A 16,405-nucleotide genomic window follows, 5' to 3' on the forward strand; every position below is an offset into this window, starting at 1 on the left:
GTCATTCGACGGGCGAGGCCTTCATGCGGTGATCCTCCAGCGGCAGCCCGAGCACCGCCTGGATCGCCCGCGCCAGGAACTGAAGAGTCAGCAGCAGCATGCCGAAGGTGACGACCGCTTGCGGAAACCACAGCGGCGTGTCGCTCGAGGTCGAAACCTGACCGCGCACGAAGGCGCTCCAGGCGAACTTCGCCATGGACGAGGTCAGGAACGCCATGAAGGCAAAACCGGCGGATGCCGAGAGAATCTCGATGGCACGCTGCAGCGGGGGCGGCACGTTCTTCAGAAGCAGCACGACGCGGATGTGGCCGCCAACGCGCAGCGTCATGGCGGCGCCGAAAGTGAACGAGGCCGCCATCAGGTAAGACGAATATTCCCAGGCGATCGAGATGGTCGGCGGGAAGAACGACAGGAAGTTCGACAGGAAGCGCGTTGCGACCTCGCACAGCATCAGCAGCGTCAGCGTGAGGAGGCAGCCGCCGCCGATCCAGCCGTCGAGCCGGCCGAGACGATCGATGCCGTCGAGCAGGATGCGCAGCGGCGCCGGCGCCGCCGCGTTGAGACTTTGCGGAGCCGCCGGTGAAACGCTGGTCATGAGCCGGGCCTCAGCGCTTCATTTCGGCGAGATAGGCCCGCACCGGCTTGTCGGCCGCCGGCACGCGCTTGAGGAAGGCATCGAGCTGCGGCGCGGTCTTGGCCCGGATCTCCGTCATCATCGCGTCGGACACCGGCACCACCTCCATGCCGCCCTCCTTGAGGCGGTTGAGACTGTCGACATCGGCCTTGAGCGAGTTCGCCCAGAAGCCCGGCTCCATCTTCGCTGCGATATCGGCGACGAGCTTCTGCTGATCGGCACTCAGAGCCTTCCAGGAGTCGAGATTGACGGTGAGCATCTGCGACGACCAGACGTGATTGGTCGGATAGATGTATTTCAGGAACTCCCAGAACTTGCCGTCGACACCCGACACCGCCGAAGTCGAGACGCCGGAGACCGCACCCGACGCCAGCGCAGGGATGGTCTCGCCCCAGGGAATCATCACCGGCGCCATGCCGACTACCGCCAGCATGTCGACCGCATTCTTGTCGGGGGCGCGGATCTTGATGTTCTTCAATCCCTCGACATCGGCGACCTTGGTCTTGAGATGCAGATACTGCGTCGGCCACGGCACGATGTAGAGGATCTTCTGGTTGTTGCGCGCGGCGACCTTCTCATATTCGGGCCGCACATATTTGTGCAGCACCTTGAGCTCGTCCATCGAGCCGCAGAGGAACGGGATGCTCTCGACGCCCATGAACGGCTCGTCGCCGACCTGCTGGATGTTGAGGACGTCGGCGAGCGGCACGAGGCCGTCTCGCACGGCGCGCAGGTGCTCGGGACCCTTGAAGCCGAGCTGGCCGCCGGCCTTCACGGTGATGGCGACCGAGCCGCCGCTCTGCTTCTTCACCTCTTCCGCAAAGGCCATCGCGTTCTGGGTGTGGAAATTGCCGTCGGGCCAGACCGTCGACATGTCCCAGCTTGTCGTCGCGGCCTGCGCGCGGGTCGAGATGTGGCCGGCGGCGAGCAGCGTCGCTGCGCCCGCGGTGAAGTTCCGTCGCGTGATCATCGAGCCCCTCCGTTTAACAAACGCGCTGATGCATCAGCGCGAGTACCCATAAACTGCAACCGCATTGTCGGCGGACACGAGACCGCTTTCGATGTCGTCCTTGACCGCGGCACGATCGCGCATCGTCGGCGCACCGATGCCGGCGCCCCCGGGCGTCATCACCACCAGCCGGTCGTCCGGCGGCACTTGCTGAAAGCCTTTGCCACGCAGCTTCTTGCCGGACTTGAGGCCGACATAGCCGGCCTCGCCGTTCTTGCCGCCATCGCGGCCGCGCGGCGGATGATCGATCCGGTCGAACGCCGCGAGGATGTCGAACGGCGCGTCGACGCCGCTGCCGACCTCGATGATCTGGCCGAGGCCGCCACGGGTGCGCCCTGCCCCGCCGGAATCCGGGCGCAGCTCCTTGCGCCAGAAGATCAGCGGCGTCTGCGTTTCCGCGATCTCGACCGGCGTGCCGCGCACACCGCTGGGATAGGCGGTCGCGGAGAGGCCGTCCTTGCCGAACCGCGCGCCGGTGCCGCCGTTGGAGGTCACCGCCATCGAGAACCCGTAATTGCCGCCGACGCCGGAGCGGGTCTGGCCGCGCACATTGAGATTCCACAGGCAGGACGTGCCTTCCGCCGGCACGCGCTCGGGGATGATCTGACGCAGGCAGCCGAACACCACGTCGGGCAGCATCTGGCCGATGATGTGGCGTGAGGCGACCGGCGCGGGCTTCGGCGCATTGAGTATCGCGCCCGCGGGCGCCGACACGGTCAGCGGCGAGAGCGAGCCCGCATTGTTGGGGATCTGCGAGGCGACGACGCAGCCGAGGCCGAACACGGTGTAGGCCGTGGTGTAGGACAAGGGCACGTTGATGCCGAACTTCGAGGCAGCGGAGGTGCCGTCGAAATCGACGTGGATGCCTTCGTCCGAGATCGTCAGCGTCGCAGCGAGCGTGACCGGCGCATCGTAGCCGTCGACCACCATCGTGTTGCGCCAGCTGCCCTTCGGCAGCTTTGCGATCTCGGCCAGCACGGCCTCGCGCGAGCGGTCACAGATGTAGTCGCCGAGTTCGTCGAGCGTGTCGATGCCGAACTCGGTCATCATCTCGACCAGGCGCTCGCAGCCGACGTCGTTGCAGCCGGCGAGCGAATAGGTGTCGCCCTCGGTGTCAATCGGCAGCCGCGTGTTGGTGCGGATCATCGCCATCAGCGTCTCGTTGACGACGCCCTGGTCGATCAGCTTGAGCATGGGGATGTAGAGCCCTTCCATGAACACGTCGGTGGCGTCAGGGCCGAAGCCGATGCCGCCGATGTCCATGAGATGGCTGGTGCAGGAGAACAGCGCGACGATCTTGCCGTCCTTGAAGCAGGGCGTGGTGACGACGAAGTCGTTGAGATGGCCGGTGCCCATCCAGGGGTCGTTGGTGATGTAGGCGTCGCCCTCCTTCATCGTCTCCAGCGGGAAATGCGCGATGAAGTGCTTGACGGATTCCGCCATCGAGTTGACGTGGCCGGGCGTGCCGGTCACCGCTTGCGCCAGCATGCGTCCCCGGAGGTCGAACACGCCGGCCGAGAGGTCGCCGCACTCGCGCACGATCGGGCTGAAGGCGGTGCGGAGCAGCACCTGGGCCTGCTCCTCGACCACGGCGATCAGCCGGTGCCACATGATCTGAAGGTCGATCAGGCTCGCGCCATTTGCCTTGCTCATGATCAGGCTGCCTTCCGTTCCATGACGATGCTGCCGGCACCGTCGATATGGGCGTCAAAACTGGTGGAGACGAAGGTGGAGGTCTCGTCCTCCGCAATGACCGCCGGACCCGCAATCGTCGCGCCCGGCGCCATGTCCTCGCGGCGATAGAGCGGGATCTCGATCACCTCGCCGGCGCGGCCGTCGAAGAATTTTCGGCTACCGGACGCCTTGGCCGCAGGTTTGCGCGCAACGGCGGCAACGGGCGACGGATTGCGCGCCTCGGTGGTTGCGAGCACCGACCAGCTCAACACCTCGATCGCCGCGCCGGGGATCGGGCGCTCGAACATCGCGGAATAATCCGCCTCGAATTTCTGGCGCAGGCCGGCGAGATCGGATGGCGTCAGCGGCCGGTTCGGCAGCTCGACGCTGATCTCATGGCCCTGGCCGACATAGCGCATGAAAGCGGCGCGGCGCTCGCGCACCGGCGCACCGGCCGCGCCCGGCTCGACGAGGGCTCGGGCCTCGGTCACCATCTCCTGCAAGAGGTCGGAGACCGCTTCGGTATCGAAATCGTCGAGCCGGACATGCCGGCTGCGGACTAGCTCATAGGCGATGGGAGCCGCAAGGAAACCGACCGCCGAACCGACGCCGGCGTTCGATGGCACGATCACGCGGGAGACGCCGATCTTCTCGGCAACGCGCGCCGCATGCAGCGGCGCGGCACCGCCAAAGGCGATCAGCGTGTGCTGGCCGACGATCTCGCCGCGCTCGACCGCATGCACGCGCGCCGCGCTCGCCATGTTCTCGCAGACGACCTCATGCACGGCATAGGCCGCAGTCTCCGCGGAGAGGCCGAGCGGCTCGCCGACATCGCGCAGCAGCGCCTGCTTCGACAGCTCCGGATCGAGCTTGATCGTGCCGGCCGCAAAGGCATCGGGGTCAATCATGCCGAGCGCAACGTCCGCGTCCGTCACGGCCGGGCGCTGGCCGCCGCGGCCGTAGCAGGCCGGTCCCGGCTCCGACGAGGCGCTCTCGGGACCGACAGTGACGCGCTTCATCGCGTCGATATGCGCGATCGAGCCGCCGCCGGCGCCGATCTCGACCATCTCGATCACGGGGATGCGCACCGGCAGGCCGGAGCCTTTCAGGAAACGCGCGGCGCGATCGACCTCGAACACGCGCGAGGTCTCGGGCTGGTATTTTTCGATCAGGCAGATCTTTGCCGTGGTGCCACCCATGTCGAAGGAGAGCACCTTGCTCTCGCCGAGCCGCGCCGCGATCTGCGCCGCGAAAATGGCGCCGCCGGCCGGACCGGATTCGACGAGGCGCACCGGAAAGCGCCGCGCCGTCTCGATCGAGGTGACGCCGCCACCTGACGTGACGAGATAGATGGCGCCGCGGAACTGCTCGACCTGCAAGGCATCGGCCATGCGGGCGAGATAGCCGTCGATCAGCGGCTGCACATAGGCGTTGGCGACCGCGGTGGAGGTGCGCTCATATTCGCGGATTTCAGGACACACGGCGGAGGAGACGGTCACGGAGATGCCTGGCATCTCTTCGCTGATGATCGCCGCAGCGCGGCGCTCATGCTCCGGATTGGCATAGGAGTGCAGGAAGGCGATCGCGACGCTCTGGACGCCTTGCTCGCGCAATTTTGGGGCGAGTGCGCGCACCGCAGCTTCGTCCAGCGGGAGGCGGACGGCGCCATGGGCGTCGATACGCTCGGGGACCGTGAAACGCAGGGAACGCGGCGCCAGCGGCTTCGGCTTGTCGATTGAGAGATCATACTGGTCGTAGCGGCTCTCGGTGCCGATATCGAGCACGTCACGAAAGCCCTCGGTCGCGATCAGCGCGGTCCTAGCGCCGCGCCGCTCGATGATGGCGTTGGTCGCGAGCGTCGTGCCGTGAATGAAGACGTCGATGTCGCTGATATGCGCACGCGCATCGGTGAGAATGAGCCGCATGCCCTCCAGCACCGCCTGCTCGGGCCGCTGCGGCGTCGTCAGCACCTTGCGCGTCTTGCGATCCTGCCCCACGTCCAGCACGATGTCGGTGAACGTGCCGCCGATATCGACGGCAAGCCGCACCTCGGCTCCTTCAAGCATTCCAAACTTCTCCGGCTGATCGTCAAAACCCAGGGCGAAAATGCAGCAATTTCCATGCCATCGAGCATGCCGAAAGCGCTGCGCCCGGCTATTCTGCTTGGCACCTATGCAATAGGCAAGACGTGTTCGTCTCGCGGCCCTTCAGAGCAGGAATGCAAGCGCCGCTTCGCAGCGCTCCTCGACCTTCAGCGTGAGGAGATCGTCGGCGCGGGTGCGGCCGAGATTGATCGCGGCGATCGGAATGTTGCGCTGCGCTGCGGCCTGCACGAAGCGGAAGCCGGAATAGACCATCAGCGAGGAGCCGACGATCAGCATGGCGTCGGCTTGCGCCAGATGATCCTGCGCGGTGGCGACGACATCGCGGGGGACGTTCTCGCCAAAGAACACGACATCGGGCTTGAGGATGCCGCCGCAGGCCTCGCAAGGAGGCACGTTGAACGACGAGAAGTTCGCATGCTCCAGATCGGCGTCGCCGTCGGGCGCGTCCGCGGCATCGAGCGTCAGCCATTCGGCATTGACGCGGCCGAGCCTGTCCTGGAATTCGCTGCGCTGCGTCTTCGCCCCGCAGCCCATGCAGCGGACGAGGTCGAGCCGGCCGTGCAGGTCGATCACCTGGCGGTGGCCGGCGGATTGATGCAGCCGATCGACATTCTGGGTCAGCAGCATGCCGCAGCGGCCGCCAGCCTCGAGCCGGGCCAGCGCGTGATGCGCATCGTTCGGCCGCGCCTGGCCGAAGCGCCGCCAGCCGATCATGCTGCGCGCCCAATAGCGCTGGCGCGTGGGCTCCTCCGACATGAAGGCCTGGAAGTTCACCGGCTGGGTCCGCTTCCAATTGCCATGGCTGTCGCGATAGTCGGGAATGCCCGAATTGGTGCTGCAACCGGCGCCGGTCAGCACGAACAGATTGTCGTGCCGGCCGACGAAATCCTGAAGCGGGGAGCTTGCCAGCGGGGAGTTTGTCATGGCGCAGATGTAGTTCGCGCGGACGGATTCTGCCAGATGCAGCGCGGACGCCTGCTGCCCCATCGGACCGAGCTTCAACTCGCCCAGTTCTCGCGAAATTCCGGAAACAGCGTCAGGCCTCCGCAGGCATAGATGGTCTGCCCGGTGATGTAGCTCGCTTCATCCGAGGCGAGGAAGGCGAACACCGCGGCGATCTCCTCCGGCGTGCCGACGCGGCCAAGCGGAATGTGGCTGGTGACGACGCCGCGCTTTTCGGGATCGCCGGTCCAGGCCGCGTTGATCGGCGTGTCGATCGCGCCAGGGCCGACCGCGTTGACGCGGATGCCGCGACCGGCGAACTCGAGCGCCAGCGTGCGCGTCAGATTGGCCATGCCGCCCTTGCTGATCGAATAAGCGAGATAGCCCGGCTTCGGGATGATCTGGTGGACGCTGGAGCAGTTGATGATGCTGCCGCCGCCGCCGCGCGCGACGAAATGCGCGAGCGCTTTCTGCGCGCAGAGCACCGCGCCGTTGAGATTGACGTCGATGATGCGGCGATAGGTGTCGATGTCGAGCGCCTCGCTCGGCGACTCCCGCTGGAAGCCGGCATTGTTGACCAGACAGTCGAGGCGCTTGAAGCGCGCCAAGACCGTCTCGAACATCGCAGTGACCTCCTGCTCGTTGCTGACGTCGGCCTTGACGACGATATGATCGAGCTTGCCGTGACCGCGGTCGCTCGAAGCCGTTCGTGCCATCGCGAGCGACTCGTCGGCCTTCTCGGGATGGTCGACATAATTGATGGCGACGGTCGCGCCCTCCTGGGCGAGCCGGACGGCGACGGCGCGGCCGATGCCTTGCGAGGCGCCGGTCACCAGCGCGTATTGGCCGACGAGGCGCGAAGCAAAAGGGGTTGAGCGGTCGGTCTGTGTCATGAGCTTTCTCCGGGATACTTCATCATGGATGGAACAGGCTTTTTGTTCCATCCCGTCAGGGCATCGCTGGGATTCATTCCGCGCGGCGCGCAAGCGGCGAGGTCAGGATCTGGTAGAGAATGATGGCGCCGAAGGTCGCGGTGCCGATGCCGCCGATCGTGAAGGCGCCGAATTTCAGCGTGAGGTCGCCGGCGCCCGCCGTCAGCGCCACCGCGACGGTGATCAGGTTCGCCGGATTTGCAAAGTCGACCTTGTTCTCGACCCAGATCCGTCCGGCCATCGCCGCGATCAAGCCGAAAAGCACGATCGAGAGGCCGCCGATGACGGGGCCAGGGATCGACAGGATCAGCGCGCCGAATTTCGGCGAGAAGCCGAGCAGGATCGAGCCCGTCGCCGCGAACGCAAACAGCAAGGTCGAATAGACCTTCGTCGCCGCCATGACGCCGATGTTCTCGGCATAGGTGGTGACGCCGGTGCCGCCGCCGCAGGCCGCGACGATGGTGGCGAGGCTGTCGGCAAACAAAGCACGGCCGAGATAGGCATCGAGGCTGCGGCCGGTCATGGCGCCGACGGCCTTGATGTGACCGAGGTTCTCGGCGACGAGGATGACCGCGACCGGCGCGATCAGGAAGATCGCGTCGGCCTGGAAGGTCGGTGTGGTGAAGTGCGGCAGGCCGATCCACGGCGCGGCCGCAAGTTGCGCAAAATCGATCGGCTTGCCGAAACCGAGACCGTTCGCGAACAGCAGGTACAACAGATATCCGCCGATCGCACCAAGGATGATCGGCAGGCGCCGCCACAGGCCCGGCGCGGCCACGGCCAACGCGCCAATCATCAGCACGGTCGCAAGACCAATCCAGGTCTCGAAAGCATTGGCGCTCACCGCCTTGACTGCCACTGGCGCGAGGTTGAGGCCGATCGCTGCGACCACGGCGCCAGTGACGGCCGGCGGCATCAGCCGCTCGACCCAGCCGACGCCCGACCACATGACGATGAGCGCGATCACGCCATAGAGCACGCCGGCGCCGACGATGCCGCCCAGCGCGACGGAGATATTCGGGTTCGGCCCCTGCCCGGCATAGCCGGTGGCGGCGATGACGACGGCGATGAACGCAAAGCTCGAGCCGAGATAGCTCGGCACGCGCCCGGCGACGATGACGAAGAAGATCAGCGTGCCGATGCCGGAGAACAGGACCGCAACATTGGGATCGAATCCCATCAGCAGCGGCGCGATGATGGTCGAGCCCGACATGGCGACGCAATGCTGGAGACCGGAGATGACGGTCTGGCCCCACGACAGCCGTTCCTCCGGCAAGATCACGCCCGAGGTCTTGAGCTTCCAGCGCGGAAAATAGCCCTGCCCTTGCTCATCCGAGCTTGTCGTCGTTGTCATGTTCCCCCCGGTTGCGCTGCAGCGACTGATCTTCGTGCGATCCGACAAAAATGTGATTGTCGCTTCTGCGGCGGCCATCACATGATGCAGGACATACAAGATTCAAATCTTGCCCGACTCAAATCTTGCAAAATCAATGCGTTCCGGGGCCCACAATATGACACAAGTCGCGATCCAGCCAGCCGTCCATCGCCGGCATCAGCCCTGGTACAAGATCCTCTACGTCCAGGTGCTGATCGCGATCGCGCTCGGGGTGCTGATCGGCTATTTCTATCCCGATCTCGGCAAGGCCTTAAAGCCACTCGGCGACGGCTTCATCGCGCTGATCAAGATGATGATCGCGCCGGTGATCTTCTGCACCGTCGTGCACGGCATCTCCTCGATGGGCGATCTCAAGCGCGTCGGCAGGGTCGGGCTGAAGTCGCTGATCTATTTCGAGACGGTCTCGACCGTCGCGCTCGCCGTCGGCCTCCTGGTCGGCGAGATCCTCCAGCCCGGCCACGGCTTCAACATCGACCCGGCGTCGATCGATCCGAAATCGGTCGCGACCTACGTCACCAAGGCCAAGGAAGAGGGCATCGTCGCCCATCTGATGGCGATCATCCCCGACAGCTATGTCGGCGCGATCGCGCGCGGCGACCTGCTCCAGGTTTTGCTGATCTCAATCCTCTCGGGCTTCGCCATCGCCTTCCTCGGCAAGGCCGGCGAGCCCATCGCCGAGGCCATCGACAAGGCCGCGAAGATGTTCTTCGGGATCATCCGCATCATCGTGCGCGTGGCGCCGATCGGCGCCTTCGGCGCGATGGCGTTCACCGTCGGCGCCTACGGCCTCGGCTCGCTGCTCAACCTCGCCGCCCTGATCGGCACGTTCTATCTCACCAGCATCCTGTTCGTGCTGATCGTGCTGGGCTCGATCGCCCGCCTCGCCGGCTTCTCGATCCTGCGCTTCATCGCCTACATCAAGGACGAGCTCCTGATCGTGCTCGGCACCTCGTCGTCGGAGACGGTGCTGCCGCAGATGATCCAGAAGATGGAGCATCTGGGCGCCTCGCGCTCGGTGGTCGGCCTCGTGATCCCGACCGGCTACAGCTTCAACCTCGACGGCACCAACATCTACATGACGCTGGCGACGCTGTTCCTGGCGCAGGCGACCAACACCCATCTGACGATCTGGCAGGAGCTCGGCATTCTGGGCATCGCCATGATCACCTCGAAGGGCGCCTCGGGCGTGACCGGCGCCGGCTTCATCACGCTCGCAGCGACGCTCTCGATCGTACCTGACATCCCGATCCAGTCGATCGCGATCCTGGTCGGCATCGACAAGTTCATGAGCGAATGCCGCGCGCTGACCAATCTGATCGGCAACGGCGTCGCCTGCGTGGTCATCAGCATCTCCGAAGGCGAGCTCGACCGCGAGGCGCTGCACGAGACCATGGCGCATCCGCTGGAGATCGGCGAGGCGCTGGAGCCGGGCGGCAGTTCGGCGTCATAGCCGACGCGGTAGTTTCCCGGAGTAGAAAAAGGCCACGGCGCGCGTCACAACAGTGGTGTTGGGATCACTGATTGATACTCATTTTTTCCACCCGACGCGCTGGGGGCAGGGCGTCGGGTTTTTATTGTTCGAATGACCGGCGTCTACAGTCACGTTCGCTCGTGAGGTCAAGCCGCCGCGTGACCCCGATCGCCCGCAGGAATACTTCGTCGTGACTGACGACGAGCAGCGCGCCGTCATAGGCTCGCAAGCCCGCTTCAACGGCCTCGATCGAGTCGATGTCGAGATGATTGGTCGGCTCGTCCAGGATCAGCAGGGACGGTGGCGTCACCCCGCCAAGCACGCAAGCAAGGCCTGCACGAAGCAACTGCCCGCCGCTCAGGGTCCCGACGATCTGCAAGGCGGCGTCGGCACGAAACATGAAGCGCGCGAGGGCCGCATGGCGCTCATTCGTGCCGGCCTTTGGATTGAGACGGCCGAAATTCTCCAGGATGGAGATCGAGGGATCGAGCAGGCTGACCTTCTGGTCCAGCAACGCGACGTCCGGCCTGAGCCGCACGGCGCCAGAGAACGGGCGCAGCTCGCCGGCGATGACCCTCAGCAGCGTCGTCTTGCCGGAACCGTTCGGCCCGACCAGCGCGACCCGTTCGGGCCCGACGATGGCAAATGAGAGATCGCGCAGGACCGGCCGCTCCGGCCGGTAGCCGGCGCTGATGCTGTCGAGCGCAAGCATCTCCCTGCCCGCCGGCAGTTCGTCGCGGGCAATTTGACCGACAGCGGCTGAAGAATTTCGATGCGCCGACTTGCCGTGTCGACGGCTTCAACGGCCTCCACGCGCCGCCGCTCGGCGATTTGCGCATTCCTGCCGCCGCTATCCTCACTGCGGTCCTGGCGCGCGCCGGCGAGTATCCGCGGCATGTCGCCTCTAGCGCGCTTCTTCCGGCCGCCGCTGTCCTTCCGCGCCTTCTTCTCCGCAGCTTCCTGCGCCTTGCCATCGATCTCGGACAGACGCCTTTCGGCGTGCGCGAGGTCGTGCCTCGCTGCCGCCAGCTCGACGGCCTTCTGTGCGCGGAAACTGCTCCAGTTGCCGCCGTATCGCATGGCGCCCAGCGACGTCAGCTCGACGATCGCATCCATGGTTTCGAGCAAATCCCGATCGTGGCTGACGACGACTGCGCCGCCACGCCAGGCGGCGAGGAGATCGATCACGGCCATGCGTCCGTCCAGGTCGAGGTTGTTGGTGGGCTCGTCCAGCAGGAGGAAGTCGGGCTCGGCAAACAGCAGCGCGGCGAGACGAACCCGCGTGATCTGGCCGCCGGACAGGCAGGACAGCTCCGTATCGGGAGATGGATCGAACCCGACGCGCGCCAGTGAGGCCTCGAGCCGCGCTTCGAGGGTCCAGTCCATCGTGGCGATCTCTTCGGCGGAGGCGTCGCCGTGCTCGGCGCGGCGCAAGAGCTCCAGCGCCTGCCGCACGCCGAACAGATCGGCGACGGTCGCGCCCGCGAGCACCTGCACGTCCTGGCGCAGCAGGCCGATGCTGCCGTTGACCAGGACGCGCCCGGATTGGGGAACATGCTCCTCGGTGATCGACGCAAGCAGCGTCGTCTTTCCGACGCCATTGCGGCCGACGAGGCCAGTCCGCTCGGCCGCGAATGTCAGATCGATATTGGAGAGAAGAGAACGGCCGTCAGGCGTGGACAGCGACAGGTTCGACAGGATGATTGAAGCAGGCATGGAATTCCCCGTGAGCAAGGCGGATGGGCTTTGCGGTCGGGGTGAAATCCATGGCTCTCGAATATCCTGATTGATGAAGCTTCTTCTTAGTCCCGCAATCGGGCGAGATCAAGATCGCGGGGACGACAGTGCCCCAGGCGCTGACGCCCCCACAGGCTTTACGATCAACCCTTGAGCGCGGTGACCACCACCTCGATCAGCGCGCCGCCGAGATCGGCGACGCCAACGGTGGCGCGGGTCGGCAGATTGTCGCCGAAGAACTCGGTCCAGACCGGATCCATCTCGTTCTTCTTGGAGAGGTCGGTCACGAAGATCGAGGAACTGACGACGCGCGACTTGTCGGTGCCGGCTTCCTTCAGATAGCCGGCGATCTTGCCCAGGATGTTGCGGGTCTGCTCGCCCATCGAGCCCGAGATGTCGTCGGCGATGGTGCCGCCGATGAAGACGAAGCCGTTGGCTTCGACGGCGCGGTGCTGAATGGGCGTGCGGATGTTGCGGGTGATGCTCATGATGTCCTCTTGAGGTTAGAGCGTGGGGGAATAGAAGCGGTCGATGCCGAGATCGCTGACGCGGGTCTGGGTGCCGCCATTGACGATCAGCTCCGCCATCACGGCGCCGGCGCCGGGGCCGAGCTGAAAACCGTGCAGCGAGAAGCCGAACTGGTGATACAGACCCATGTGACGGCTGCTCGGGCCGAACACGGGAATGTCGTCCTTCATCTTGGCCTCGATGCCGGCCCAGGCGCGGACGATCGTCGCGCTGCGCATCACCGGAAACAGCTCGAACACGGTCTGCGCGCTGGTCGCAAGGCTCTTCCAGTCCAGCACCGTCTCGTTGCGCTCCTGATAGGGCGTCGCCAGATGGCCGCCGCCGATCAGCACGGTGCCGTTCTTGAATTGCTTGAAGGAGAGCTTTCGGCCGCGCAGGATCACGACGGGGTCGATGAAATGCGGCACACGCGAGGTGATCATCAACATCGGCGCCACGGTCTCGACCGGAACGGGCTCACCGAGATCAGCAGCGATCTTCCCGGCCCAGGCACCGGCGGCATTGACGAGCACCGGTGCGGCAAAGCTCTCGCTGCCGACATCGACGTGCCAGAGGCCGTCGTCGTAGCGGATGTTGGTGGCGGCCACGCCTTCGTGCACGGTCGCACCTAACTGCTCGGCCTTGCGCCGGAACGCCGTCGTCGTCTGCGCCGGATTGGCCGCGCCATCGCGGCGCGAGACGACGCCGCCGGGACAGGTCTCGGCAACGGCCGGCACGAGGCGCCGCAACTCGGCCGCGTCGATCAGCTCTTCATGGGCGAAGCCGAGCGCATTGAGCTCGGCGACGCGCGCGCGGCAGACGGCGAGCTCGTCCTCGTTCTCGGCGACCAGCACCTGGCCGTGGCTCTCGAAGCTGCAATCGTCGTCGAGGAGATCGGTGATCTTCTCCCAAATTCCCATCGAGCGGATCGAGAGCGGGATCTCGGGGATGTGCCGCGCGAGCTGGCGCACGCCGCCGGCATTGACGCCCGAGGCGTGGCGGCCGGCATAGTCCTTCTCGATCAGAACCGGCCTCAGGCCAGCGAGGCAGAGATGCAGTGCGGTCGAGCATCCGTGGATGCCGCCACCGACGACGATCGCATCCACGTTTCGGCTCATCCGCGCACCACGGCCTTGACGTCGGCCTCGCTCTTCGGGACGGCGGCGAGCTCGGCGAGCGTGATCGGTTTGACCGGCGCACGCAGCCGGTAATAGCCGATCTCCTGCGGAGTCTTGCCGCGCGCCTGCGCCATCAGCTCGGTGACGGTGAGGCCGCAGAGCCGGCCCTGGCACGGGCCCATGCCGGTGCGGCGATAGGCCTTGAGCTGGTTCGGCCCCGTCGCGCCGATCGCCACGGAGTCGAGCACGTCCTTGGCCGTCACCTCTTCGCAACGGCAGACGATGGTGTCGCCCGAGGGAATGCGGAACTGCGGTGACGGGCGGAACAGCGTGTCGAGGAAGACGCGGCCGCGTTCGGCCTTGGCGAGATCGGAACGGAGCGTCGCCATCGCGGGGAGCTTCGCCGCGGCTGCGGGCGCGAGTGCTTCCACAGCAGCACGAGCGCGATACGACCGCGCACCACGGCCGCATTCGCGCCGCCGATGCCAGCGCCGTCACCGGCGATCGCGATGCCGGCGACCGACGAATTGCCGCTCGCGTCCAGCACGGGCGACCAGCACAATTGCAGATCGTCCCAGCGATGCTCGACACCAGCCGACATCGCGAGATTGACGTTGGGCACGACGCCCTGATGCAGGAGCAGGAGATCCGCAGGAATTGTCTCGCGTTTGCCGCCCGCGACATAGCTGACGCTGGCCAGTTGGCCGTCACCGGCCGCGGCGAGCTCAGTGACGCCCGAGACGACCTGCACCTTGGCCTTGACCTCGCGCATCATCGACAGGCCCTTGGCGAAATAGGGCGAGGTCAGAAAGGCGAAGGCATGAGGCAGCGCCGCAAAGTAATTGCCGCGCTCGGTGGTGTCGAGAATGCGGTCGATGCGGCCGCCGAGGCGCAGAATCTGCGCGGCGAGCAGCCAGAGCAGCGGCCCCTGCCCCGCGATCACGGTGCGTCCGTCCGGCACCAGTGCCGACGACTTGAGCATGGTCTGCGCCGCGCCCGCCGTCATCACGCCCGGCAACGTCCAGCCAGGAATCGGAAACGGCCGCTCCAGCGCGCCGGTCGCGAGGATCACGCGCTTTGCCTTGACGAAGGCGGACGCGCCGCCGATCGAGACGGCGATGTCGAGGTTGCGGTCGAGACTCCAGACCGTCGCGCGGTGGATCACCTCGGCATCGCTCGCGCGCAGCGACTGCACGAGATCTGCACCAACCCAATAATCGGCACCGAGCTGGTTGCGGTCGGTCACGGGCGTCGAGGCGATGGCGCGGAACACCTGGCCGCCGGGTCCGATATTCTCGTCGAGCAGCAGCGTCGAAAGACCGGCTTCGGCGGAGGTCGCAGCGGCAGCGAGGCCGGCAGGGCCGGCGCCGATCACCACGACGTCGTAGTCTTCGCGCTTGGGAGCCACGCTCATCGTCCGATCTCCCGCTTGCCCTTCTGGATCTCGATCTGCATGCCCTCGGCGACGGGCACGAGGCAGCCCTGGCGGTTGCCGACACCGTCGATGGTGACGAGGCAGTCGAAGCACACACCCATCATGCAGTAGGGCAGACGCGGCGCGCCGCTCACCGCGGTGGATCGCCGCGCGTCGCGGTCCGAGGCCAGCAACGCGGCGGAGACGGTGTCACCCTGGCGCGCCGCGACGGCGACGCCGTCGACGAAGATCTGCACCTGAGGGCGCTTGTCCTGTTCGGATCTCTTGAACATGGGGATGCCTCTTGGCTCCTTCTTGAAATCTTTAATAGCCGCTCTTGTTCGCCGCGCTCGTGCCGCCAAACCGGCTGGCCGAGAACGCGCCGACCAGCTCCGGCTCGAGCGCGCCTTGCGCGACCATGCGGGCAATCTCGAAGGCGTGGTTGGAGGCGAGCGTCACGCCGGAATGGCAGCAGGCGACGAAGGCGCCGGGGTGCGTCTCCGACTGGTCGTAGATCGGAAAGCCGTCCTGCGGCATGACGCGGATGCCGGCCCAGCTCCTGACCACGTTGAGCCGCGACAGATGCGGGAACATCCGCTGCGCGCGATCGGCCATCACGCCGCTGATCGAAGGCTTCAACGTCCGTTCGTCGAGCTCGTCCTCCTTGCTGTCGCCGATCATCACCGTGCCCTCGTCGGTCTGGCGGATCGTGGTCAGCGGATGCGGGAGGAACGGCATGGTGCGCTCGGTCACCACGATCTGGCCGCGGGTCGGGCCCATCGGCGCGTAGAGGCCGACCATCGGAGCCAGCGTCTGGTTGGCATTGCCCGCGGCGAGCACGATTTTGGCGGCGCGCAGCTCGCCCTTCGGCGTGGCCAGGCGGAATTCGCCGCCGCTCTTAGTGATCGCCGAGACCGGGCGCTCCGGGAAATAGTCGATGCCGAACGCCTTGAAACCGGTGTGGAAGGCGCGGAAGGTGCGCAGCGAATTGACGTGACCATCGAGCGGACAATAGCTGCCGCCGGAGACCTCTGGGCCGATCAGCGGCAGCGCCTTCTTGATGTCGGAGGGCCGCAACATCTCCATCTTGTAGTCGGCCGCACCGACCTGGTTGTGCATGCGCTTGACGAGCTCGGTGCGCTGACCGAACTCGTCCTCGCCGAGCGTCAGATGAAAGCCGCCGTTCTGCTGCAACGAGACATCCAGGCCGGTCTGCTGCTTCAGCTCGGAAGCAAGCCGCCCCCACGCCTGCGAGGCCTGCACGGTCCAGACCGTATAGGCGGGCATGCCGAGCCCCTTGCTCTGAACCCAGACCAGCGCAAAATTCGCGCGCGAGGCGCGCTTGGTGATGTCGCCTTCGTCGAGCACGGCGACACTCTTGCCGAGCCGGCCGAGGCCCCAGGCAATGGCGGAGCCGAGCAATCCGCCGCCGACCACGGCGACGTCGTAATCCCTGGACATGGGTT

Annotated in this window: 12 protein-coding genes and 2 pseudogenes; 1 reads left to right on the forward strand and 13 read right to left on the reverse strand. The window is 66.0% G+C overall.

The features are described from left to right. Window position 1: 1 nt before the first annotated feature. The 7 genes from FOM02_RS21265 to FOM02_RS21295 all read right to left on the reverse strand — a co-directional run bounded on the left by FOM02_RS21265 (window position 2) and on the right by FOM02_RS21295 (window position 8,650). A complete protein-coding gene (locus FOM02_RS21265) occupies window positions 2-595 on the reverse strand; it encodes a TRAP transporter small permease subunit (protein WP_027561088.1) in 594 nt (197 codons plus the stop codon). A 10-nt stretch (window positions 596-605) separates the two neighbouring features. Next, entirely contained in the window at window positions 606-1,604 is a 999-nt protein-coding gene (locus tag FOM02_RS21270; RefSeq protein ID WP_027561089.1) for a TRAP transporter substrate-binding protein, read from the reverse strand. Between the two features lie 33 nt (window positions 1,605-1,637). Then, on the reverse strand, window positions 1,638-3,296 hold the full coding sequence (locus FOM02_RS21275) for a hydantoinase B/oxoprolinase family protein (protein WP_027561090.1): 1,659 nt from the start codon (window positions 3,294-3,296) through the stop codon (window positions 1,638-1,640). Between the two features lie 2 nt (window positions 3,297-3,298). Continuing rightward, window positions 3,299-5,383 (reverse strand): hydantoinase/oxoprolinase family protein, encoded by a 2,085-nt coding sequence (locus FOM02_RS21280; protein ID WP_027561091.1) that lies wholly within the window; start codon window positions 5,381-5,383, stop codon window positions 3,299-3,301. Window positions 5,384-5,524: 141 nt separating this feature from the next. After that, window positions 5,525-6,346 (reverse strand): NAD-dependent protein deacetylase, encoded by an 822-nt coding sequence (locus FOM02_RS21285; RefSeq protein ID WP_027561092.1) that lies wholly within the window; start codon window positions 6,344-6,346, stop codon window positions 5,525-5,527. A 74-nt stretch (window positions 6,347-6,420) separates the two neighbouring features. Next, window positions 6,421-7,257, reverse strand: coding sequence for a glucose 1-dehydrogenase (locus FOM02_RS21290; RefSeq protein ID WP_027561093.1), 837 nt, complete (start codon window positions 7,255-7,257; stop codon window positions 6,421-6,423). Between the two features lie 73 nt (window positions 7,258-7,330). Continuing rightward, the gene (locus tag FOM02_RS21295) at window positions 7,331-8,650 is read right to left on the reverse strand and encodes a solute carrier family 23 protein (RefSeq protein ID WP_027561094.1); all 1,320 of its coding nucleotides are present in this window, start codon (window positions 8,648-8,650) and stop codon (window positions 7,331-7,333) included. Between the two features lie 157 nt (window positions 8,651-8,807). Here FOM02_RS21295 and FOM02_RS21300 point away from each other — a divergent pair, with 157 nt between their 5' ends. Beyond that, on the forward strand, window positions 8,808-10,142 hold the full coding sequence (locus FOM02_RS21300) for a dicarboxylate/amino acid:cation symporter (RefSeq protein ID WP_027561095.1): 1,335 nt from the start codon (window positions 8,808-8,810) through the stop codon (window positions 10,140-10,142). A gap of 121 nt (window positions 10,143-10,263) precedes the next feature. Here the strand turns inward: FOM02_RS21300 and FOM02_RS21305 are convergent. From FOM02_RS21305 to FOM02_RS21335, 6 genes and pseudogenes are all read right to left on the reverse strand, one after another. Beyond that, window positions 10,264-11,879: pseudogene (locus FOM02_RS21305) on the reverse strand (ABC-F family ATP-binding cassette domain-containing protein). Between the two features lie 164 nt (window positions 11,880-12,043). Beyond that, complete coding sequence (locus FOM02_RS21310) at window positions 12,044-12,388, reverse strand: RidA family protein (protein ID WP_027561097.1); 345 nt, start codon at window positions 12,386-12,388, stop codon at window positions 12,044-12,046. 15 nt (window positions 12,389-12,403) lie between these two features. Then, complete coding sequence (locus tag FOM02_RS21315; RefSeq protein ID WP_027561098.1) at window positions 12,404-13,525, reverse strand: NAD(P)/FAD-dependent oxidoreductase; 1,122 nt, start codon at window positions 13,523-13,525, stop codon at window positions 12,404-12,406. Then, window positions 13,522-14,939: pseudogene (locus FOM02_RS21325) on the reverse strand (NAD(P)/FAD-dependent oxidoreductase). Before FOM02_RS21325 ends, FOM02_RS21315 begins: the two are co-directional and overlap by 4 nt. Beyond that, a complete protein-coding gene (locus FOM02_RS21330) occupies window positions 14,936-15,232 on the reverse strand; it encodes a (2Fe-2S)-binding protein (protein WP_027561100.1) in 297 nt (98 codons plus the stop codon). The pseudogene FOM02_RS21325 and the gene FOM02_RS21330 overlap by 4 nt, the downstream one beginning before the upstream one ends. A gap of 31 nt (window positions 15,233-15,263) precedes the next feature. Next, entirely contained in the window at window positions 15,264-16,400 is a 1,137-nt protein-coding gene (locus tag FOM02_RS21335) for an NAD(P)/FAD-dependent oxidoreductase (RefSeq protein ID WP_027561101.1), read from the reverse strand. Between the last annotated feature and the right edge of the window lie 5 nt (window positions 16,401-16,405).

Origin of the sequence: Bradyrhizobium sp. SEMIA (assembly GCF_014844175.1) — a bacterium.
In the GTDB taxonomy this organism is placed as follows: Bacteria; Pseudomonadota; Alphaproteobacteria; order Rhizobiales; family Xanthobacteraceae; genus Bradyrhizobium; species Bradyrhizobium arachidis.

What these genes read in the sequence shown, in the direction of transcription:
- FOM02_RS21295 (WP_027561094.1), bottom strand. Translation starts at nt 8,650, where the DNA reads ATGACAACGACGACAAGCTCGGATGAGCAAGGGCAGGGCTATTTTCCG.
- FOM02_RS21270 (WP_027561089.1), bottom strand. Translation starts at nt 1,604, where the DNA reads ATGATCACGCGACGGAACTTCACCGCGGGCGCAGCGACGCTGCTCGCC.
- FOM02_RS21300 (WP_027561095.1), top strand. Translation starts at nt 8,808, where the DNA reads ATGACACAAGTCGCGATCCAGCCAGCCGTCCATCGCCGGCATCAGCCC.
- FOM02_RS21275 (WP_027561090.1), bottom strand. Translation starts at nt 3,296, where the DNA reads ATGAGCAAGGCAAATGGCGCGAGCCTGATCGACCTTCAGATCATGTGG.
- FOM02_RS21280 (WP_027561091.1), bottom strand. Translation starts at nt 5,383, where the DNA reads ATGCTTGAAGGAGCCGAGGTGCGGCTTGCCGTCGATATCGGCGGCACG.
- FOM02_RS21265 (WP_027561088.1), bottom strand. Translation starts at nt 595, where the DNA reads ATGACCAGCGTTTCACCGGCGGCTCCGCAAAGTCTCAACGCGGCGGCG.
- FOM02_RS21310 (WP_027561097.1), bottom strand. Translation starts at nt 12,388, where the DNA reads ATGAGCATCACCCGCAACATCCGCACGCCCATTCAGCACCGCGCCGTC.
- FOM02_RS21330 (WP_027561100.1), bottom strand. Translation starts at nt 15,232, where the DNA reads ATGTTCAAGAGATCCGAACAGGACAAGCGCCCTCAGGTGCAGATCTTC.
- FOM02_RS21290 (WP_027561093.1), bottom strand. Translation starts at nt 7,257, where the DNA reads ATGACACAGACCGACCGCTCAACCCCTTTTGCTTCGCGCCTCGTCGGC.
- FOM02_RS21285 (WP_027561092.1), bottom strand. Translation starts at nt 6,346, where the DNA reads ATGACAAACTCCCCGCTGGCAAGCTCCCCGCTTCAGGATTTCGTCGGC.
- FOM02_RS21335 (WP_027561101.1), bottom strand. Translation starts at nt 16,400, where the DNA reads ATGTCCAGGGATTACGACGTCGCCGTGGTCGGCGGCGGATTGCTCGGC.
- FOM02_RS21315 (WP_027561098.1), bottom strand. Translation starts at nt 13,525, where the DNA reads ATGAGCCGAAACGTGGATGCGATCGTCGTCGGTGGCGGCATCCACGGA.